General features: G+C 43.1%; 23 protein-coding genes. 11 read left to right on the forward strand and 12 right to left on the reverse strand.

Annotated features, from left to right (window positions below; genetic code table 11):
- Positions 1 to 15 precede the first annotated feature (15 nt).
- Positions 16 to 1,029 (forward strand): LysM peptidoglycan-binding domain-containing protein, encoded by a 1,014-nt coding sequence (locus IEX80_RS13100; protein ID WP_090523953.1) that lies wholly within the window; start codon positions 16 to 18, stop codon positions 1,027 to 1,029.
- Positions 1,022 to 1,654, forward strand: coding sequence for a uridine kinase family protein (locus IEX80_RS13105; RefSeq protein ID WP_091163301.1), 633 nt, complete (start codon positions 1,022 to 1,024; stop codon positions 1,652 to 1,654). The genes IEX80_RS13100 and IEX80_RS13105 overlap by 8 nt, the downstream gene beginning before the upstream one ends.
- On the opposite strand, the gene IEX80_RS13110 is transcribed toward IEX80_RS13105, so the two are convergent.
- The 3 genes from IEX80_RS13110 to IEX80_RS13120 all read right to left on the reverse strand — a co-directional run bounded on the left by IEX80_RS13110 (position 1,651) and on the right by IEX80_RS13120 (position 3,896).
- Positions 1,651 to 1,989 carry a superinfection immunity protein gene (locus IEX80_RS13110; protein WP_090523962.1) on the reverse strand — a complete coding sequence of 113 codons (339 nt, stop codon included), beginning with the start codon at positions 1,987 to 1,989 and terminating at the stop codon, positions 1,651 to 1,653. The two genes, IEX80_RS13105 and IEX80_RS13110, sit on opposite strands and share 4 nt — an antisense overlap.
- Before the next feature lie 409 nt (positions 1,990 to 2,398).
- The gene (locus IEX80_RS13115) at positions 2,399 to 3,055 is read right to left on the reverse strand and encodes a 3-oxoacid CoA-transferase subunit B (RefSeq protein WP_090523970.1); all 657 of its coding nucleotides are present in this window, start codon (positions 3,053 to 3,055) and stop codon (positions 2,399 to 2,401) included.
- Between the two features lie 142 nt (positions 3,056 to 3,197).
- The gene (locus IEX80_RS13120) at positions 3,198 to 3,896 is read right to left on the reverse strand and encodes a CoA transferase subunit A (RefSeq protein WP_188833142.1); all 699 of its coding nucleotides are present in this window, start codon (positions 3,894 to 3,896) and stop codon (positions 3,198 to 3,200) included.
- Positions 3,897 to 4,064: 168 nt separating this feature from the next.
- On the opposite strand from IEX80_RS13120, the gene IEX80_RS13125 reads away from it, so the two are divergent.
- On the forward strand, positions 4,065 to 4,622 hold the full coding sequence (locus tag IEX80_RS13125; RefSeq protein ID WP_188833143.1) for a hypothetical protein: 558 nt from the start codon (positions 4,065 to 4,067) through the stop codon (positions 4,620 to 4,622).
- A 130-nt stretch (positions 4,623 to 4,752) separates the two neighbouring features.
- On the opposite strand, the gene IEX80_RS13130 is transcribed toward IEX80_RS13125, so the two are convergent.
- From IEX80_RS13130 to IEX80_RS13145, 4 genes are all read right to left on the reverse strand, one after another.
- Positions 4,753 to 5,838, reverse strand: coding sequence for an SGNH/GDSL hydrolase family protein (locus IEX80_RS13130; protein WP_176623450.1), 1,086 nt, complete (start codon positions 5,836 to 5,838; stop codon positions 4,753 to 4,755).
- 846 nt (positions 5,839 to 6,684) lie between these two features.
- On the reverse strand, positions 6,685 to 7,047 hold the full coding sequence (locus IEX80_RS13135) for a VOC family protein (protein WP_229701620.1): 363 nt from the start codon (positions 7,045 to 7,047) through the stop codon (positions 6,685 to 6,687).
- 245 nt (positions 7,048 to 7,292) lie between these two features.
- A complete protein-coding gene (locus IEX80_RS13140; RefSeq protein WP_188833144.1) occupies positions 7,293 to 9,656 on the reverse strand; it encodes an endonuclease MutS2 in 2,364 nt (787 codons plus the stop codon).
- Positions 9,657 to 9,660: 4 nt separating this feature from the next.
- The gene (locus tag IEX80_RS13145) at positions 9,661 to 10,236 is read right to left on the reverse strand and encodes a DUF4296 domain-containing protein (RefSeq protein WP_090523992.1); all 576 of its coding nucleotides are present in this window, start codon (positions 10,234 to 10,236) and stop codon (positions 9,661 to 9,663) included.
- A 43-nt stretch (positions 10,237 to 10,279) separates the two neighbouring features.
- Between IEX80_RS13145 and IEX80_RS13150 the strand changes: the two genes are divergently transcribed.
- The 4 genes from IEX80_RS13150 (at position 10,280) to IEX80_RS13165 (ending at position 14,022) form a co-directional block, all read left to right on the forward strand.
- Positions 10,280 to 10,969: a YggS family pyridoxal phosphate-dependent enzyme gene (locus IEX80_RS13150; protein ID WP_188833145.1), complete on the forward strand. Its 690-nt coding sequence runs from the start codon at positions 10,280 to 10,282 to the stop codon at positions 10,967 to 10,969.
- A 475-nt stretch (positions 10,970 to 11,444) separates the two neighbouring features.
- Positions 11,445 to 11,957 (forward strand): GNAT family N-acetyltransferase, encoded by a 513-nt coding sequence (locus tag IEX80_RS13155; RefSeq protein WP_188833146.1) that lies wholly within the window; start codon positions 11,445 to 11,447, stop codon positions 11,955 to 11,957.
- Positions 11,958 to 11,967: 10 nt separating this feature from the next.
- Entirely contained in the window at positions 11,968 to 12,765 is a 798-nt protein-coding gene (locus IEX80_RS13160; RefSeq protein ID WP_188833147.1) for a DUF3298 and DUF4163 domain-containing protein, read from the forward strand.
- Positions 12,766 to 14,022, forward strand: coding sequence for an aspartate kinase (locus IEX80_RS13165; protein WP_188833148.1), 1,257 nt, complete (start codon positions 12,766 to 12,768; stop codon positions 14,020 to 14,022). It abuts the gene before it with no gap.
- Here the strand turns inward: IEX80_RS13165 and IEX80_RS13170 are convergent, their stop codons facing one another.
- Together IEX80_RS13170 and IEX80_RS13175 are read right to left on the reverse strand one after the other, a co-directional pair.
- Positions 14,023 to 14,358 (reverse strand): hypothetical protein, encoded by a 336-nt coding sequence (locus tag IEX80_RS13170; protein WP_188833149.1) that lies wholly within the window; start codon positions 14,356 to 14,358, stop codon positions 14,023 to 14,025. It lies immediately after the preceding gene.
- Positions 14,348 to 14,575 carry a hypothetical protein gene (locus IEX80_RS13175; RefSeq protein WP_188833150.1) on the reverse strand — a complete coding sequence of 76 codons (228 nt, stop codon included), beginning with the start codon at positions 14,573 to 14,575 and terminating at the stop codon, positions 14,348 to 14,350. The genes IEX80_RS13170 and IEX80_RS13175 overlap by 11 nt, the downstream gene beginning before the upstream one ends.
- 188 nt (positions 14,576 to 14,763) lie before the next feature.
- On the opposite strand from IEX80_RS13175, the gene IEX80_RS13180 reads away from it, so the two are divergent.
- Complete coding sequence (locus tag IEX80_RS13180) at positions 14,764 to 15,624, forward strand: YitT family protein (protein WP_188833151.1); 861 nt, start codon at positions 14,764 to 14,766, stop codon at positions 15,622 to 15,624.
- Between the two features lie 95 nt (positions 15,625 to 15,719).
- On the opposite strand, the gene IEX80_RS13185 is transcribed toward IEX80_RS13180, so the two are convergent.
- A complete protein-coding gene (locus tag IEX80_RS13185; protein ID WP_091163312.1) occupies positions 15,720 to 16,103 on the reverse strand; it encodes an acyl-CoA thioesterase in 384 nt (127 codons plus the stop codon).
- 52 nt (positions 16,104 to 16,155) lie between these two features.
- On the reverse strand, positions 16,156 to 17,154 hold the full coding sequence (locus tag IEX80_RS13190) for a beta-ketoacyl-ACP synthase III (RefSeq protein ID WP_188833152.1): 999 nt from the start codon (positions 17,152 to 17,154) through the stop codon (positions 16,156 to 16,158).
- Between the two features lie 221 nt (positions 17,155 to 17,375).
- On the opposite strand from IEX80_RS13190, the gene IEX80_RS13195 reads away from it, so the two are divergent.
- From IEX80_RS13195 to IEX80_RS13205, 3 genes are read left to right on the forward strand one after another with little or no spacing between them, the layout of a single operon-like run.
- Positions 17,376 to 18,104: a dioxygenase family protein gene (locus IEX80_RS13195; RefSeq protein ID WP_176623468.1), complete on the forward strand. Its 729-nt coding sequence runs from the start codon at positions 17,376 to 17,378 to the stop codon at positions 18,102 to 18,104.
- Positions 18,105 to 18,132: 28 nt separating this feature from the next.
- On the forward strand, positions 18,133 to 18,654 hold the full coding sequence (locus IEX80_RS13200; RefSeq protein ID WP_176623470.1) for a hypothetical protein: 522 nt from the start codon (positions 18,133 to 18,135) through the stop codon (positions 18,652 to 18,654).
- Position 18,655: 1 nt separating this feature from the next.
- Complete coding sequence (locus tag IEX80_RS13205; protein ID WP_176623472.1) at positions 18,656 to 19,357, forward strand: pirin family protein; 702 nt, start codon at positions 18,656 to 18,658, stop codon at positions 19,355 to 19,357.
- A gap of 115 nt (positions 19,358 to 19,472) precedes the next feature.
- Here the strand turns inward: IEX80_RS13205 and IEX80_RS13210 are convergent, their stop codons facing one another.
- Entirely contained in the window at positions 19,473 to 20,237 is a 765-nt protein-coding gene (locus IEX80_RS13210) for an SDR family NAD(P)-dependent oxidoreductase (RefSeq protein WP_176623473.1), read from the reverse strand.
- Between the last annotated feature and the right edge of the window lie 83 nt (positions 20,238 to 20,320).

A 20,320-nucleotide genomic window follows, 5' to 3' on the forward strand; every position in this document is an offset into this window, starting at 1 on the left:
GTATTATAATTTATTATGAAATTTAAGATTTTATTATTGGTCGCTCCCTTACTCACACTCTCCATATCGCTTTTTGCAAACCCAGTTGTTGATTCAATTGGTGTTGAAAACCTGAACGGCAAAAAAGTGATCGTTCACAAGCTTGATCCCAAAGACAATTACTACTCTATAGGCCGTCGCTACAACGTCAGCCCTAAAGCTATTATACAGTTTAATAATAACGCCCCGCTTAAAATTGGCGGCATTGTTAAAGTACCTACCGAATTACCTTTTTCAGGTGAAGCTGCTGCACAGCCTGCCGTAACTGCGCCTGCAAAACAGGTAGCAACTACTTCTGCGCCTGTACAACAAAAGCCGGTTACCCAGGCCCCTGTTCAGCAAAACAAACCACAGGTACAAGCTCCGGTTAGCTCACCTGCGCCTGTAGCCCAAGCTACAGTAAATAAAACACAGCAAGCAGCTGCCGATACCGTTAAAAAAGTAAGCATGCTTAATGTGCAGCAATACAAAGTATCGGCGGGCGAAACCTTGTTTTCTATCGCCAAGCGTTTTAATACATCTGTTGAGGATATCAAAGCACTTAATAAACTAAGCTCTGATTCATTAGCACCTAACCAGGTGATTAATGTGCGCAGCGGTTTACCTCCCGAAGAGGTTAAACAGCCAGTAATGCAGCGCGATTCAACTTCTGTTGCTGCGCAGCAGGACACCACCGGCGACCATGGCAAAGCTAACCGTTTTGGTTTATACGAGAAAGTTGAAAAAGGCGTGGCTACCTGGATGGATGACGCCGGTTTAGATCCTAAAAAGGAGTTGGTGCTGCACCGTACAGCACCAATAGGCACCATCATTAAAATTACCAACCCTATGAACAATCATACCACCTTTGCAAAGGTTGTTGGCCGTTTTACCGATAACGAAACAAACAAAAATGTTTTGATCATCATGACCAAGAACACTGCCGATGCTTTAGGTGCTTTAGATAAACGTTTCCAGGTAAATATCAGCTACGGCAGCCCGAATGAATAAACCTTATATTATTGGAATTGCCGGCGGAAGCGGCTCAGGCAAAACCTTTTTTTTAAAGTGCTTTTTAGAACATTTTACTGCCGACGAGGTGAGCCTCGTATCGCAGGATGATTATTACATCCCGGTAGCACATAACATGACCAAGGAGGAGAACAAAGAATATAATTTTGATCTTCCTTCAACTATTGATCATGAACATTTTCAGCAGGATATCAGCAAGCTTTTAAATAAGGAAGCTATCCTGAAACAAGAATACACTTTCAATAACCCCGATGCTATCCCCAAAATGATAGAGATCAAGCCTGCACCTATTTTGATAGTGGAGGGCTTGTTTATCCTGCATTTTAAAGATATATCGGAGCTGCTTGATTTGAAAGTGTTTATTGATGCTGATGAAGACATCGCCCTGCAGCGCCGCCTTAAACGCGACCTGATAGAACGCGGCTATTCGCATGATGATGTGATGTACAAATGGATCAACCACGTGGTGCCGGCCTACAAAGAATACCTGCTGCCCTACAAAGATGAATGCGATCGCGTGATCACCAATAACACCCACGTTGCCGAGGATATTATGGTGATAACAGAAGAAATTTCGGCTGATTTGAGGGGACGTTTATTTTAAGACAGATCGCCTAAAATCTCTTTCAGTGCTTTGTCGTAATCGGCTTTGGTAATAACGCCGGCATCAAATTGTTTGTATAGTTCATGCAGCTTCAGCGCTTTTTCGGTTGTATAACCAGGATAGCCGGCTTTATAATAATCTAAAGGCGCTTTTTCCTTTTCAAACGACCAGATAAGCGCCCAAATCCAGCCGATAATAGTCCAGCCCAGAAACAGGTTTAACAGGAAGATTAATTTAAAGTCGGCTTTTTCGCGGGCAATTATAGCGGGTATAAAATACAGCAGTGCGCCAATTGCCATGCCCATCATTCCAGCAATGCCAAAGATGAAATTCATGTTTTAAAGATAGGAGTTTCTTTGAGGGATGCTATAGCGTTTTACTAAATCGTCATTGCGAGGAACGAAGCAATCGCGAGCTATACAGAGCGGACTTGCTTATTGGGGATTATTAATAATTGTAATTTGATTTTTATAGGTATTAATGAGCTCCCTACGGTCGGTTGTCTTCGTGCCTTATGATGACGTCATCGTAAATAATTGATTATCAAGTTGGTTTTTTGGGGCCTGTTTTGTGATATGGGCGTTGCCTGTGGCCCGCGCTATACGCTCATACTGCACGGGCATTAGCCACAAGGCCGGTATCCGCTACTATCGCTAACGCGCCCGGCGCACCATCGCTAAGATATATTTTATACGTCATCGCGGTGTTTTTCAGGGTTTCCTTGATGGTTACTCAATGACGTGACTACAGAATTATTTCCGGCACGTCGCCTTCAATAATAAGCTTCCCTGCCGTAGCCTGTTTTATTTCTTCAACACTTACTCCCGGAGCCCTTTCAATAAGCCTGAAGCCACCTTCGGGCAAAACGTCAAATACACCCAGCTCCGTCACAATTTTTTTAACGCAGTGTACACCGGTGAGGGGCAGTGTACATTGAGGCAGCAGCTTTGATTCGCCTGCTTTGTTTACGTGCTGCATGGCTACAATGATGTTTTCGGCCGATGCTACAAGGTCCATAGCGCCGCCCATACCCTTAACCATTTTACCGGGGATTTTCCAGTTGGCAATGTCGCCGTTTTCGGATACTTCCATAGCACCCAGGATGGTAAGGTTTACCTTTTTAGCCCTGATCATCCCAAAGCTCATCGCCGAATCAAATATTGCCGAGCCGGGTAGCATGGTAATGGTTTGTTTGCCTGCATTAATGGTATCAGGGTCTTCCTCCCCTTCAAATGGGAAAGGCCCCATACCCAATAAACCATTTTCGGACTGTAATACCACATCCATAGTATCCGGTATATAATTGGCTACCAGCGTAGGGATCCCAATGCCAAGGTTAACGTAGTAACCGTCTTTTATTTCTTTTGCAATTCGCTTTGCGATGCCTTGTTTGTCTAACATAATTCAATTTGAAAATGTGTTTTGTAGCTCCCGTCATTGCGAGGAACGAAGCAATCCCCAACAAGCGCAGCAGCGAAGCAAGTACCTCTGTATAGTTCGCGATTGCTTCGTTCCTCGCAATGACGCGCGGCTAAGCATTATTTTATTGTTTACTCCTTACCGTCGCATGCTCTATGCGTTTTTCATAGTTACTTCCTTTGAAAATCCTGTGTACATAAATACCCGGTGTATGGATATGATCCGGATCAAGTTCGCCGGGTTGTACCAGTTCTTCCACTTCGGCAATGGTTACCTTACCGGCCATAGCCATTACCGGGTTAAAATTGCGGGCGGTTGACCGGTATACCAGGTTGCCCATAGTATCGCCCTTCCAGGCTTTTACAATGGCGAAGTCGGCATTAAAAGCCATCTCCATTAAATAATCCTTACCATTAAAGTTGCGTACTTCTTTGCCTTCAGCTACCTCAGTTCCAATCCCGGCCGGGGTAAATATGGCCGGCATACCATAGCCTGCCGCCATGCAACGGGTAGCCAGCGTACCTTGTGGTATCAGTTCTACTTCAAGCTCGCCACTTAGTAACTGGCGTTCAAATTCGGCATTTTCGCCCACATACGATGAGATCATTTTTTTTACCTGGCGCTGCTTCAGCATTAAGCCGATACCAAAGTCATCAACCCCGGCATTATTGGAGATACAGGTGAGATGCTTAACCCCTTTTTTTACCAGGGCGGCAATACAATTTTCGGGCAATCCGCATAATCCGAATCCGCCGAGCATAAGGGTCATGCCGTCGGTAATATCGCGGATGGCCTCATCAGCACCACTAACTACTTTATTCATATATTATAATTGGTTGCTATAAATTTAAGTAAAATAAGCTTAATGCTTATTGTTATGTAGATAACTTCCTACCGCACGACTGTGTTTTTATAAATGATGTTTTATAGGTTTTATAAAACAATTGGAAATTAATTGTATTAATAATTAATACATCAAATATCAAAACCTATGGAATTACGAGATGACGAGTTCAGGAGCGACGAGCTTAAACGCCCCGAACATGAAGGAAATAAACCCAATGCTTACCGGGTAGATGACGACAATAATGAGGATGAAAAAGACCTGAAACGAAGTTATTTGTTTGGCAGCTCAGAAATGAAAAGCCCAAATGACCCGGGTATGGAAGGAAACGGTATGGGAGGCCAAAACTTTGGCCAAAACAATATCACCCCGGCGGGTAATGATAAAGACAACCCCTCGCAAATGGCGGGCAATAATAACGAATACTTTAACCGCACCCAGCCTGCCGAGGAACATCCCGAAAACAGCAATTTTAAAGATCCTAACCAGGCCGGTAACGCCAACTACAGCAATGTGATCAACGTGTCACAAAACGGCCGTTCGGATGAAGACAGCGGACAAACGGAAACCAGTAATAGCAAGCCCAACCCGCAGCAGCAATACCAGGAAGGAACTGCCGACGATGACGGGGATGCCAGCAAAAAGCAACAAACCAATATTCCCGGACCTAATGAGTTGCCTGATCAGCAGAGGGTAGGAGAGTAGGATAGAGTCTTGCGCTCGTTTGTAACGAGCGCTTAACCAGGGTTAGCGTTTATAACGCGACTGGCGATGCAATCGCCAAACCATAGTAAGCGCTCGTTGCAAACGAGCGCAAGAAATAAGGATATTCATTTTACCACTTAACCGTCTTCTCCATAAAAGCGATCAAATCATCGGCCATAGCTTGCTGCTCTTTCAGGCTCGGGTGACCAGGGGTGTTTTTATACGGGATAAAATGGGTATATATTTCATTATCATTTAAAGCAGCAACGGCCTTCTCAATATAACCCGGCCATGGCGATCCTGCTTTGGTTGCATCCATGCTACCCAGCGCGCAAATGATCTGTGCTTTTGGATACGCTTTGCGGATATTTTTAACAAACTCTTTATAAGCTTTAATGATCTGTTCCGGCTCGGGGGCTTTACTGCCAAAGCGCTCTTTAAACTGTGGATTGTTGGGTTGGTTTACAATCCACGAATCGTTTTGAAACAAGTTGATCACTACTACATCGGGCGTATACTTTTTGAAATTCCAGGTGCTTGTTGGGTCTGTTGGATCAAGGCGGTTATACATTTCGGGCATAATGAGCGGGAACCAGCTCACGGTAATGCCGATCCCGCTTTTAGAGGTGCAAACATACTGTGCATTAAAGTGACGGGCAGTAAGGGCCGCGTAGCTAAGGTAGCCGTTTTCATAAGGGGCGCTGCCACGATCCTGCCCGGTGGTGTCCTCATCGGCATAACCGCAGGTAATGGAGTTACCGAAAAATTCGATCTTACGTTTTTTAGCCTCTGGTGCAGTTAATGCAGTAGCTTCTTTGGCCAAGGTGAACTGATAAAAAAGGGTTTTGCCTTTGTCCCATTCGGTACGTTTAAACAGTTCGAGGGTGTGCTTACCGCTCGGCAGGTTCTCAGCGAGTGTATAAGCCTGCTTGGTATTATCAAGGTGGATGGTGTTTACAACCTTGTCATCAACAATAATGGTAAAATAGTTTTCGCCCCGTTCATCCTGCATCACAGCCGATGCGCCTGTTCCGTCAAAATTAATTTTTAGCGATGAGCCCGTCCAGTATAGTTCGGCAGCTTCATCAGTTTGATTGATCCGCCCGGTGTAGCGGATGCGCTGATCTTTGCTCTTTAAAATAATATTTTGAGCGAAACAGCTTGTTATTGAACCGGTAAATGCAATGAAAAGTACAAGAAAATATAATCTGCGCATCTTTATTAGGGTTTGGCCGCCCTAAAAATAGGAAACTTATGCAAAATCAATGCAGCAAAAAAATCTCCTCTATGCCTGCCGTTGTTGGTGTTGTCACCAACAACTTCTAAATTATGTTTTTTAATTACGTTACCGTTAATAAAACTGGTAAGCAAATGTTGTTGGTGACAACACCAACAACGGCGGGGGGAAACTTATACAAAATTAATGCAGCAAAAAAATCTCCTCTTGAGAGGGGGCGCGTAAGGAAGGTGTGTTGGCAGGGGTGTGCTTATGCGATTGACTTGCCAAAGCAAAACATACCCCTTTATGTCGTTGTTTGGTGTTGTTAGGAAACTATATACCTGTTAGATCATGGTTATCCAACTGAATGATATTTTATAATGTGGAGTATTTCAAAAAATAACAACAATCCCACTAAAGTAATGCCCGCATAAATAATGAACCACCATATTTTTAGAGAGGTTGTCTTATTCGAAAGTTTTTTTCCATTTATTAAATACAAGATTGTTGCACCGATCAGTACGAGTATTAAGGCCATAAGCTATTGCTTCTTAGGTTTGTCTGTGCCGTTGTTGGTGTTGTCACCATAGGTGTTCGGAAGATTTTTAATTCCCTCCCTTGGGAGGGGGGCGGCTGGATTTCGTGGTGGCAGGGAGGGGTTTATACGTCATTTCAGGCTAATAAGTCTGTGAATGAAACCCCTCCCTACACCCTCCCAGGGGAGGGAATCGCACAATCCCTCGCTTTTTTTATTTCTTCCGAACACTTCTGGTGTTGTCACCAACAACGGCGGGGAAGCGGATAAGTCATTGGCTTATCCGCTAAATATTTGTTAAGAAATTATCATTCAATCGGCATCCCAAACTGCAGCAGGTAGCCATTATAATCAAACACGCCGAATTCGCGCATGCCGTAATTGAAATCTTCAATGGGGTAGCAAATCACCGCCCTGTCTTTCAGTTCGCTCCACAATAGATCAACCTTATCCGTGCGGATATAAAATGAGCCGGTAAATTTAGGTACAGTGAACGATGCATTATCAACAGGCAAAGCAAACATGATCTCGATATCATCACGGCTTACCGTGGCCCAGCCCCAGTCCTCATCATAGCCAATGCAGGTAAAACCAAGGTTATTAATATAAAAATCAACACTTTCCCGTACCTGCCGGGTGTATAACATAGGAGCAATAGATTTTAAAGACATAGTTTATTTGAAATAAGTTAAGGTTGAATCGGTAAATTAATGCTAACCAATCGTGAACCGTCATTGCGAGGTACGAAGCAATCCCCGATTGGCAGAGCGAATATGCAAATCCGCTTTGTATAGTTTGGGATTATTAATACTTATAATTTGTTTTTTATAGGTATTAATGAGCTCCCTCCGGTCGGTTGTCTTCGTACCTCGCAATGACGTTCCTTGTTATTTGGTTATTTATTTTAACCTTGCCGTTACTTCAAATATACATAAGTTATTCCATCTCCGCCACGATCAGCATGCTCATCTTCCATGCGGTCAACCTGTTCATATTTTTTGAGGTATTGCCTGATCATTTTGCGTAAAATTCCATCGCCTTTACCGTGAATGATCTTGAGGTTGTTAAAGCCCATCATCAGTGCACGGTCAAACAGTTTTTCAATGGCGTGAAGCGCATCTTCGGTACGCTGGCCACGTACGTCAATCTCCGGACTAAAACTGGCCATGTCATTGGTGTGCGAACTGAAATTTCGCCTGATCTCTTTGGGAACAGACGATTTAGATACTTTAATCACGCGTTTCTTTTTAGCAACGGTGCGTAAATCGCCAATGGCAATTACTACATTCTCTTTAATGATCTCTATCACCTGGCCTGTAGTTTCCGAATCGGTGAGTTTCACCCAGTCGCCGGGTTTTAATTCTTCATCGGCAGGGGCAGTAGGTTTTGGTGCCTCAGTTTTAACGGTGTTCTTTTTAAGCTCAACATTCAGATTTTCGCGCAGCTGCTTTGTTTTTTCTTTATCGGCATTACTGCTCTTTATTTCGGATATAGTATTTTCAACCAGCTTGTTGGCGTTAAGGATAATATTCTTGGCCTGGTCTTTAGCTTCTTTAATGAGCGAGCGTTGGTTTTCTTCAAGATAACTTTTCAGTTTCTCGTTTTCGGCCAGCAATTCATTTACCTTGCGCTGCTGCTTATCCAGTTTTTGTTTGGTTTCAAAAATAGAACGTTTTTCACGCTCCAGATCAACCAGCAGGGTGTCCACCTTTTTTTGCCCTTCGCTTATTTTGTTTTTGGCGAGGTTAAGCACGTTGGCCGGTAATCCTATTTTTTGGGCAATTTCAAAAGCATATGAGCTGCCGGGTTTGCCAATCTCCAACTGGTACAGCGGCCTCATCTCAATGTTATTGAACAGCATAGAGGCATTTTCAATGCCCTCGGTATTGCTGGCAAATATTTTAAGGTTGGAGTAGTGCGTGGTTACCATTCCCTTAACTTTTTTTTGATTGAGTGATTCCAACACAGCTTCGGCAATTGGCCCGCCAAATTGCGGATCAGTACCGGTACCAAACTCATCTATCAGGATCAGGGTTTTGCCGTTGGCCTGCTCCACAAAATTTTTCATTTTGGACAGGTGGGCGCTATACGTACTCAAATCACTTTCTATCGACTGGTCATCGCCTATATCAACAAAAAGTTGCTTGAACACACCTACGACACTGGCTTCATCCGCGGGGATGAGTAAGCCGGCCTGTACCATCATCTGTAATAAACCAACGGTTTTCATACAAACAGATTTACCGCCGGCGTTGGGGCCCGATACCACGATGATGCGGGTACCTTCGTCTATCTGCATATTGAGTGGGACAACCGTTTTTTTCTCTGCCTTAAAATTCAGGAACAATAGCGGGTGACGGGCATTGTATAATTTAACCCTGGCCTCGTTTATCACCTGCGGCATTTCGGCCTCAATATCAATGGCAAACAGGGCTTTGGCGCGCACAAAATCAAGCTTGGTTAACAGGCCGTGATAGGAGAGCAGCAAAGGCACATAGGGCCTTAATTCGGTGGTTAAAGCGGTCAGAATTTTTACTGTTTCCCGGCGGCGTTCAAATTCCAGGTCGCGGATGCGGTTGTTGAGTACAAATACCTCTTCGGGCTCAATGTAAACTGTTTGGCCCGAGGCCGACTCATCGTGTACAAAGCCTTTCAGCTTGCGTTTGTTTTCGGCCAGCAGGGGGATCACCAACCTGCCATCACGTACAGTTAATGAACCATCGGCAGCCCAACCGTTTGATGTGGCATTTTTAAAAACCATATCAATTTTTTTGCGGGCTTCGTGTTCGGCTTTGGCAATGCCTGTGGTAATTTCCATCAGTTCGCGCGATGCATTGGGCCTGATCTTGCCTTTTTGGTCAATCACGGCGTCTATCTTTTTAAGGATCGCCTTTTCAATAGGCAGGTGCTCAAAAAGGGCTTCAAGGTTAGGGTACAGGCCTTCACGCTCGTTAAAATAAGCAATAACGGCAAATACCGTGGTTAACGAAGCCTGAACCTGGTAAAACTCTTCTTCGCTTAAAAAAACGCCCTCTATACGGGCTTTATTGGCAAGGGACTTTATATCGAAAAAATGCTGAATAGGCAGCGCCTCATCATTAACCAGGATATTCTTAAACTCGTTTGCCTGGCTCAGGAATTTATGGATCTGGTCGTAATTGCTCATCACCTGGATCTTGTCAACCATTTGTTGACCCATTTCGCTCAGGCAATGTGCTTTTATCAGTTCTTTTATCTCGGTAAAACCCAGCTTATCTACACTGTTTTGGGGGTAAAGCATCAGGTTATGACTTTAAGTTTTTTAACGAGTCGGCTTTGCGGGCTTTCTTGCTTTTGCGGGGATGGAATCTCCTTGCCGAGTCGGTTTTTAGTTTAGTTTTTAAATTTTTCAATGAGTCGGCTTTGCGGGCTTCCGTGTTTTCATGAGGATGCATTTTTCTTGCCGAATCTATTTTAGTTTTAATATTTAAGTTTTTTAACGAATCGAGCTTACGCGTAGCCTTGCTCTGCTCTGTTTGCACTTTGGCAAGCGAATCGGTTTTACTTTTAATTTTTATATCCACCTGGTCATAAATGGCCAGCAGTTTATCGGGCTGCATGGCGTAGTACCGCATGCTGCGGTTAAAATGCGCGGTATCGGTATGCAGGCGCTGAAACATGGCAATGTATTTACCCGCGCCGTATTTATACAAACTATCGGGTATTTGCGTAGTATTATACAGGCTGCCGTCGATGATGTGCATTTCGGTTAACACCGCTGCCATAGCGTCGGGTTTGAGGACGTCGTTGGGAATACTTTTGCCATTGCAGGCACATAAAAAAAGTGCTGCAGAAAAAAACAAGGTTATATATTTATGCATTCAGTAATTTAGCGGCTGATTAATTAAGCAAATTTACGGATAAATGAGCATTGCAGATAACATCAGAAGCTTAAAAAAGGAAACGGAAGCAGATAAGGTAATATTATTGGCCGTATCAAAAACAAAACCTGTTGCAGATGTACAGGAAGCCTATGATGCCGGACAGCGCCTTTTTGGCGAAAATATAGTGCAGGAAATGGTTGAGAAGTATGAGCAACTGCCTAAAGATATCGAATGGCATTTGATTGGTCACCTGCAAACCAATAAGGTAAAGTATATAGCGCCTTTTGTAAGTATGATCCAGTCTGTTGATAGCCTGAAGCTTTTGCACGAAATCAACAAACATGCTGAAAAAGCCGGAAGGGTAATTGATTGCCTTTTGCAAATTTATATAGCCGACGAAGAAACCAAATACGGACTGGGCTTTGATGAAGCAATAGAATTGCTGCGCTCTGAAGAGTTTGCTGCAATGAAAAACGTTCGTATCCGTGGCTTGATGGGCATTGCTACAAACACCGATAACGAAAAGCAGATCAAGGAAGAATATTACGAGCTGAATACCTTTTTTGAAGGCATAAAATTGAGCTATTTCAGGAAGGAAGAAAGTTTTGATATTTTGTCGATGGGCATGTCGTCGGATTATAAACTGGCCATTGAGCAGGGCAGTAATATGGTGCGTTTAGGCAGTACTATATTTGGCGGCAGGGTAATTAAGCATTGGAAAAATAATTGACTGGAATTTGTCTGAACCGGAATTTATGGAATTAAAGAATTGACAGAATGAAATTACCATTCAAATAACTCGCTTAATTCGATAAATTCCGGTTCAGACGAAAATCCCGCGCGTTCCGCCCGTTGTTGGTGTTGTCACCAACAACATGTTTTTTGAAATGAAATTAAGTGTTCAATTTTTTAAAAACGGGTGTTCAGTTTGTAAGATTGTGAAAAAGCTAAGTATTTGATTGTCAGTTATTATGTGTTCATTTTGTTTGAATGGGCAATAATCCGTAAAATTAAATGGTTGATTATCAATTGATTTTTTTTGTGGAATATCTGTAAGTGTTCACACCTAAAAAAGTTGAACACCTGTTAAAATAAATAGAAAGTTGTTGGTGACAACACCAACAACGGCGCAGAATTGACTGAATGTTTGCCAAATTCGATAAATTCTCTTAATTCGTTTAATTCGAGTTCAGACAATTAATAACATGAATAACACAGAAAATAAAATTGAAAGTCAGCACCCCCTTCAGGGGGAGGTTAATATTCGCTACGCGGTTCAATCCGATTGTCCCCGTTTAATGGAGCTGGTACACGAATTGGCGTTATATGAAAAAGCGCCGGAAGAGGTTACCGTAACCCTGCAGCATTTTGAAGAAACCGGGTTTGGCCCTAACCCTGTCTGGAAAGCTTTTGTGGCCGAAGTTGACGGCGTTGTGGTTGGTTTTGCCTTGTACTATGTTCGCTACTCCACCTGGAAAGGCTCCCGCATGTACCTGGAAGATCTGATTGTAACCGAAGAGATGCGCGGCAAGAAGATCGGCAAGCTACTTTTCGACAGGCTGCTCCGGGAAGCTAAAGAAAGAGGTTTCAGCGGTATGGTTTGGCAGGTGCTCGACTGGAATGAACCGGCCATTAACTTTTACAATAAGTACGGCGCGAATATTGAGGCGGGCTGGTTAAATGCTTCGCTTTCAAAAGAGCAGTTGTTAAACTACTAATACTATACCTATGAAAAATCTGGGCCTGTTGTTTTTTATGGCGATGGGATTATCATCGTGCCAGTGGGGCGTTCCTAATAAAATTCCCGAGAAGTCATTTGATACCCTGCGTTATGCTTATAAAGTCATCAAAGCACGGGCAGCAGATTGTGGCGTTAAATCTGATAGCGCCTGTACGGTGGTAAAAATTAATTACCCTGTTTTCGACAGCGCCAAAACTTTAAATGATACCATAACCCGTAAGCTTACATCGATGTTTGCTATGGATGGAAAGCCCGACACCAGCCTGGAGCTGATGAGCAAAAGGTTCCTGAAATCATATGATGAATTCAGGAAGACTAACCTGCGGTCGGGAATGTTTTTTACGCTGGATGATTCCGTTAAGGTAATCCACCAGGATTCGAGCTTAACAACGCTCGAAGTACGGGGCTATTCATACACTGGTGGTGCTCATGGCAGCACATCAGTCGGCTTTATAAACTGGGATGCCAAAGCCGGTAAAAATCTCAAACTTGATGATGTTCTTGTTGACGGGTATCATGATAAATTAAATGCCGTTGCCGAGAAACTCTTCAGGAAGAATGAAAAATTAAGTGATACCGCATCACTCGCCGCTAACTATTTTTTTAAGGATAACAAATTCGCGCTCAATACTAATTTTTCCATTACGCCACTTGGGATTAAATTTTTGTATAATCAGTATGACATTAAACCATACGTGGCCGGTATTACCGAATTGTTTATTCCTTACGCACAGATCAAATCATTAGTACAGCCGGGTTCGGTTGTAAGTCAATTCATTAAATAAATGCTTGTTTTTAAATTCGGAGGGGCATCAGTTAAGGATGCCGCGGGTGTTACCAACCTTGCTAATGTTGTAAAACAATATACGGGTCAACAATTGCTCATCGTGATATCGGCTATGGGCAAAACTACCAACGCGCTGGAGAAGCTTACCAAAGCCTACATGGAGCAAACCGATGATATGCACGGGATCTTTAACGAAATCAAAGAATATCACTACAACATTCTGAGCGGATTATTTGAACCGGGCCACCCTGTATTTGATGAAGTTGCCAATACCTTTGTGGAGATTGACTGGGCCATAGAGGATGAGCCACACGATAGCTATGATTTTGTATATGATCAGATCATATCCATCGGCGAACTGGTATCAACCCGGATAGTTAATGCCTACCTGAACAAGGTTGGGTTCAAAAGTAAATGGCTTGATGTACGCGGATATGTGCATACCGATAATACTTACAGAGAGGGTATAGTAGATTGGGATAAAACTAAAGAAAGTATCAGCAAGGATATTCCAACCTTACTTGAAAAAAGTATTGTTGTAACCCAGGGCTTTTTGGGCGGCACCTCCGAAAATTTTACCACCACACTTGGTCGCGAAGGGTCTGATTACACAGCATCTATATTTGCAGCTTGCTTGGGCGCCGAATCGGTTACTGCCTGGAAAGATGTTCCGGGCATCCTGAACGCCGATCCGAGATTTTTTGCTGATACGGTTAAATTTGATGAGCTCTCCTATACGGAAGCCATCGAAATGACCTATTACGGGGCCAGTGTCATCCATCCAAAAACCATCAAACCCTTACAAAATGCTAAAATACCACTGCTGGTAAAGCCGTTTACAGACCCATCTGCGCCCGGTACAGTAATTAAAGAAGATGGACATAATCAGTTTACCAAGCCGGTGATCATCCTGAAACAAAACCAGGTATTACTGTCAGTATCAGGTAAGGATTACTCTTTTATAACGGAAGATCACCTTAGCGATGTGTTTCGCCTGTTTGCTCAAAACAATGTTAAGGTAAATGTGATGCAAACATCAGCATTAAGTTTTTCCGTTTGCTTTGATTTGAACGAAGAGCGTTTTGAAAAGCTATTAACTGGTCTTAAACAGGATTTTAAGGTGAAGTATAATGAGGGTTTAACGCTTATTACAGTACGCCATGACGGGGCGAATACCGTTAAGAAACTAACCGAAGGCAAAACCATTTTGCTGGAGCAAATTAGCAGGAATACGATACAAGTGGTGGTGAAGTGATTAGCTTTTAATTGAATTTAAAAGATCCTTTAACTCCGCGTCAGTTATTGTTTCAGCTTCGCTTTTATCGTATATCTTAAGAAGATAAAGCGTTTCGCTATCTAAATTAATAATAAGATGGGTAATTATCCTGGCACCGCCACTTTTACCTTTGCCTTTGCTGGCAACAGATAAACGTATTTTGAAACAATTTTTCCCTATCGGAGTACCATGGTGTGGAGTAACTTCAAGAATATCAAGTAAATTAGCAAAGTCTGCCTTTAGCGAAGGGTATTTTTTTGCAAGTCGTTTTAATTCTTTGCTAAACCTTGCAATTGGGATAATATTAAAGCTCATCAAGTAATTCTCTTGCTGTCTTTAATTTTATTTTTCCTTCCTGATGGAGCTTTACTTCATGGAAAGCGTCCTCGAGGTCGGCTTTAAATTTCTTTTTGGCAGAAGTCTCTTTGGAGAGATCGGGGTTTATAACCTTAACTTTTCCACCGAGCTTTGAAATGACTTTCAGAATCATTTCAGCATCTTTTTCTTTCAATTTCACTTCAGCGGTTATCATAAGCAATTAATTAAATAAAGATAAGGAATTTATATAAACAAAATGGTTTGTTGAGCAACAACAATACTTATCTGAGTTCTTTTCCTAAAAAGGGTTTAGCCGAGTATTGTTTACGATTTCGGCTGCTCTGTTTTTGCCTATTCATCCTTATTATACCTGCCTTTAGCCCCAAAAAGCTATATTTGGGCATGAAGGCAATCAACACGATCAGGGATTCAGCAAATATCGGACTCGGGATTTTATCGGCAGCTTTTGGTCTAAAAGGTTTTTTACTATCAAGCCATTTTATCGATGGTGGTGCTACCGGGGTATCCATGCTGATATCTGATATAACCTCCATTCCCATATCTGTTTTGATCTTTGTTATCAACGTGCCTTTTTTATGGATAGGCTACCGGAAGCTTGGACTTTGGTTTGCTATTAAAAGTACCGCCGCCATTGCTTTGCTTTCATTATGCCTTGCAGTAGTGCAATTTCCGGATGTTACTCATGATAAATTGCTTACCGCGGTATTTGGTGGTGTATTTATTGGTACCGGCAGCGGGTTGGCCATGCGGGGTGGAGCCGTGCTTGATGGTACCGAAATCGCAGCGGTGCTGGTAAGTAAAAAGACACAACTGCTAAAGGTGAGCGACTTTATTTTACTGCTTAATGTTTTAATATTTGGAGTAGCAGCCTCGGTACTCGGCGTTGAACCGGCCATGTATTCAATATTAACCTATATGGCTGCCGCCAAAATGATCGACTTTTTGCTGAACGGTATCGAGCAATATTCGGGTATTACCGTAATCTCGACCAAAAGCGATGCGATACGGAGGGCAATAACAGTTACTCTTGGCCGTGGTGTTACTATTTACCAGGGGAAAAGCGGTTATGGAAAAGATGGCCATGTAAATGATCCCCGGGATATTGTGTTCACTGTGGCTACCCGTTTGGAAATTCCATCGCTAAAACAAACTATCCTTCGTATCGATCCCAAAGCTTTCATCGTGCAGCAAAGCATTGACGATACAACAGGCGGGTTGTTGAAGCGCAAGAAACTACATTGAAAAGCTTAAAGCCGAAGGCTCAAAGCAAGCATCTTTAAATAATGGTAATAGGATAGCGTTTTCTGGCTTTTAGCTTTCCGCTTTAAGCCTTCAGCTTACAAAACGCTTACCGGGTGCTTATGATCATCAATGGCAACAAAGGTAAAAGTGCCGGTGATGGCTTTTTCGCGCACAAAAGAGTACATTTCTTCAATATAGATTTCAACCAAAACTTTTAGGCTGGTATTGCCGATATGTGATACACGGCCAACAAGTTCGATAATGGTACCTGCCGGGATAGGACGGTTAAAGTCGATCCTGTCGGATGATACGGTAACCATTTTTTTACGGGTAAAACGGGTGGCCGTAATGAAGGCTACCTCGTCCATCATGGCCATTGCCGAACCTCCGAAAAGCGTGTCGTAATGATTGGTGTCGCTCGGGAATACGGTTTTGAATATCCGTGATTCGGCTTCTTTAATTCGTTCTTCAGTAGTCATTGAGTTGAATTTTAACTCCCTCTCGTTTGGAGAGGGTTGGGGGTGAGGTCGCTTATCTCAATTTACCCCACTTTAAATAAGTGGCGCCCCATGAAAACCCGGCGCCAAATGCTGTCAGGATCATGTTATCGTTCTCTTTAAAATCTTCTTTATAATCCCACAACGCCAGTGGGATAGTGGCGGCTGTGGTGTTACCATAACGGTCGATGTTGATCTTAACACGGCTTTCAGGCAGGCCCAAAGCATCACCTACGGCGTGGATAATGCGGTAATTGGCTTGGTGGGGGATTAGCCAGTTAATATCATCTATGGTAAGGTTGTTACGCTGCAGCACAGATGTGCAGCTTTCGGTCATGCCTTTAATGGCCGCTTTAAAAACTACGCGACCGTCCTGACGTATATAGTGCAGTTTACCATCGAGGGTTTCTTCTGATGCAGGGTTCATAGAGCCGCCGCCAGGTACATATAAATGTTCCCGCCCGTGACCATCAGTTTTAAATACACTGTCAATAACGCCCAGATCTTCAGAAGATGGTTCAAGCAATACCGCGCCGGCGCCATCGCCAAAGAGGATACAAGTGTTGCGGTCGGCATAGTTTACAATGGCGCTGTTTTGATCGGCACCGATAACTATTACTTTTTTATAACGGTTGCTTTCAACCAGGCTCGAGCCAAGGGTAAAGGCATAAAGGAAACCACTGCAGGCCGCATTAACGTCAGACGCCCAGGCATTGCTTAAACCGCATTTATCACAAACGATGCTGGCGGTAGAAATAAGCAGATAATCGGGGGTTGAAGTGGCTACAATAACACAGTCAATTTCAGAAGGATCAACTTGGGCATTTTCAAGTAAATTTTTTACCGCAAAGGCAGCCATGTCTGAAGTAGCGAGTGTTCTGTCGGCGAGGATTCTTCTTTCTTTGATCCCTGTACGTGAAACTATCCAGTCGCTGTTAGTTTCAACCATTTTTTCTAAATCACTGTTAGTTAAAATGTTGTCGGGAACATATCCACCTACACCGGTAATCACCGCACTGCTTTTTAATGCCATAAATATTATATACTCTCAAAAAAACATGCAAAGATAGAGAAATTTGACGGTTTAAAGCTGTCATGCAACTGTATGTTTATACAATCTCATCTTTTCGCACACCGATAATTTGCTGTTTATCGACACAAAAACGCATCTAACCGACACATGTTTTAACACTTATTGTACTGCTTTTACTTTTGAATCAACGATTTAGATTAAACTTAAAAGGAGAACAAACAATGGAAAGAAAGAACTTTTTAAAAAGCCTGGTAATTGGCGCAGTGTCATCGTCGGTATTGGTTGAGGCCTGCAAAAAAGATGCTGATACCGTCACAACTACTACCACTTCATCTTCCGGCAGTACCTCGGGTTCAACCGACACAGGCAGTTGCAGTGTTGCGCCTACCGAAACGGAAGGTCCATATCCAACACATTCGCCTGCTTCATATGTAAGGAGCGATATTACCGATGGCCGTACCGGGTATAAACTTACCGTGAAAATTACAATCAACAATAGCAATAATAGCTGTAGCGCGCTATCGTCAGCGTTGGTTGATATCTGGCATTGCGATGCGGAAGGCAATTATTCTGAATATGGCGGCAGCGGTACACAATCAACAAATTATACATCAGTTCATTTTTTACGTGGCAGGCAAACTACCGATTCAAATGGCCTGGTAACTTTTACATCTATATTTCCAGGGTGGTATACGGGCAGGGCTACACATATTCACGTTCATGTGTATAACTCATCGGGTACATCATTGAAAGTAACACAGATCGCTTTTCCGGAAGGTTCCGGCACGGCCCTGGCGGCTGTTAATGGTTATGCTAAAGGCATGAGCGGATATACGTATAACGCGAGTGATAATGTGTTTAGCGATGGATATACGCTTGAAACTGCTACTGTTACCGGTAGCACCACCGCCGGTTTTGTATTGGCTATCAGCTTAAGTGTACCTGCTTAAAAAACCATTTTGTTTTTTGAACCATCATATGCAAAAGCGCGTCATCATTCTATGTTATCGTAAAATCATCGATATCCGGTCGTTCAAGCAATGGGATAAGCTGGTTTTTGAAAGCACCTACCTGGAATTTAAAATGCAGGCCCAGAACTTTAGCCAGGGAACAGCCTATACTTCCTATTCCGAGTTGTTAAGAAATGTGCCCAATGCTCAGCGTTTAGCCGGTATGGTTACACCATCGGTTACAGGTTATATTCAGCAGCTTGGCAGTATTATGCCTGATATTTTAAATAATGTTGGCAGACGGTTTCTGACGTTCAGCAAGTTTCAGTTGGAGATCATCAATTCGGATATTAATGATAAGGATAAACACCAGGTCGCGGTTAATTTTTATTCCGAACCGTTGTTTTGGCATGATACCATAGATAATTATCTGCTGATATCCGCTCAACAGGCCGAAAATCAGTTAAATGTCGAAAATAATTGCATATCCACCAACCTTATGCAATTGCAGCCGTATATAAACATAACTTCATTGCAATATCACAATTAACATGGAAAAGATCTCACCGGGGCAAATACATTTGGCCGACCAAAGAGGTTTCACGAAAACCCACACCTTGAGGCGTTACAGCAGTTTTAACTATGGTAACTACTTTAATGAGCATCGTAAACCCTTTGGCCGGTTGGAGGTATGGAATGATGAAATGCTGGCGGGCGGCAGTTCGATTGATGTCGCCGTCGAAAACTCCGGCTGGTTTGTTTTGATGCCGGTTACAGGTGAAGTGCTACTAAAAAGGGTAAACGGAGATATCCGCCTGATTGATGTTGGAGAGCTGTTTGTAGGTTATGCTGTTGCCGGTGAGCGTCTTGAATTAACTAATCTTTATAAAAGCGATTGGATCAATTACATTTATTTTCAGTTAAAAGATGATGAGGTTATAGATCTACCGCGCGACGCCGTTTTTAAATTTGATATTACCAACAGACAAAATGAACTGATCGACCTGGTCCCCACCAGCGGAATGCATCCGTTTCGATTGCATGCAGGGGTATTTGGCGGGAGGGCTGATGCGCTTTATCAACTTCAAAACAATAAATCGTTATTTTACGCATTTGTGCTTGCCGGGGCTTTTGAGCTGCAGGGCCGCCTGATGCACGAGCGTGACGGATTGGCGTTATGGCAGTTGGAAGAGGCTGACATGGAAGCGTTAAGCAATAACGCGGTGATTGCGATATTGGAAATATTAAAATAAATCACCTGTTGTAGAGACGCATTATTGACACTTTCTGTAATATGCAGCCAACCCCTTACAAAAAGGGTACCTCATTAATTTACCGAGGTACCCGACTAATCAAGATGTTTTCCATTTAAATTGCCATACCACCCGATGCTTCAATACGCTGGCCATTAACCCAACGCGCATCGTCGGTGCAAAGAAAAGCTACTACGCCGCCGATATCTTCCGCAACGCCCGGCCTGCCCAATGCAGTTATGCTGCTTACCATTTTTTGGGTTTCTTCGCTGTTGCGTAAATGGCCGCCGCCAAAATCGGTCATGATGGCGCCGGGGGCAACCACATTGGCTCTGATACCTCTTCCGCCAAGTTCTTTAGCCAGATAACGGGTGAAAATTTCTACCGCACCTTTCATAGACGCATAGGCCGAAGAACGCGGAACCGATACCCGCGTCAACCCGGATGATACGTTGACAATCCCACCGCCATCGGCCATCAACGGGATCAGTTTTTGAGTTAAAAAGTATACACCTTTAAAGTGCACGTTCAACAAATCATCAAAGAATTCCTCGGTAACATCGCTGATGGCGCTGTAACCGCCTTGTCCCGCATTATTAATTAAAAAGTCGATATGATCGGTTCCAAATTTATCCGTCAAAACTTCACGCAGTTTTTCGGTAAATGCATCAAAGCTTTTAATTACTCCGGTATTGAGTTGCAATGCTGCTGCCTTTGCGCCGCTTTGTTCTGCAAGGTTAACTACCTTGGCTGCCTCCTCTGCATTGGTATTGTAGCTTATAATAACATCTATTCCTTTTTCGGCAAGTCTTAAGGCCATGTCCCGGCCTAAGCCACGGCTGCCGCCGGTTACCACGGCAATTTTATTTCTGTTTTCCATTTTCTTTTTTGTTTTGATACAAAAGTAAAACAGATGGGAGGGGAGTCGTTTTAATAAATCAATCCATTATTTACAAAATTCAA

Source organism: Mucilaginibacter rubeus (genome assembly GCF_014643835.1).
GTDB classification, from domain to species: Bacteria; Bacteroidota; Bacteroidia; order Sphingobacteriales; family Sphingobacteriaceae; genus Mucilaginibacter; species Mucilaginibacter rubeus.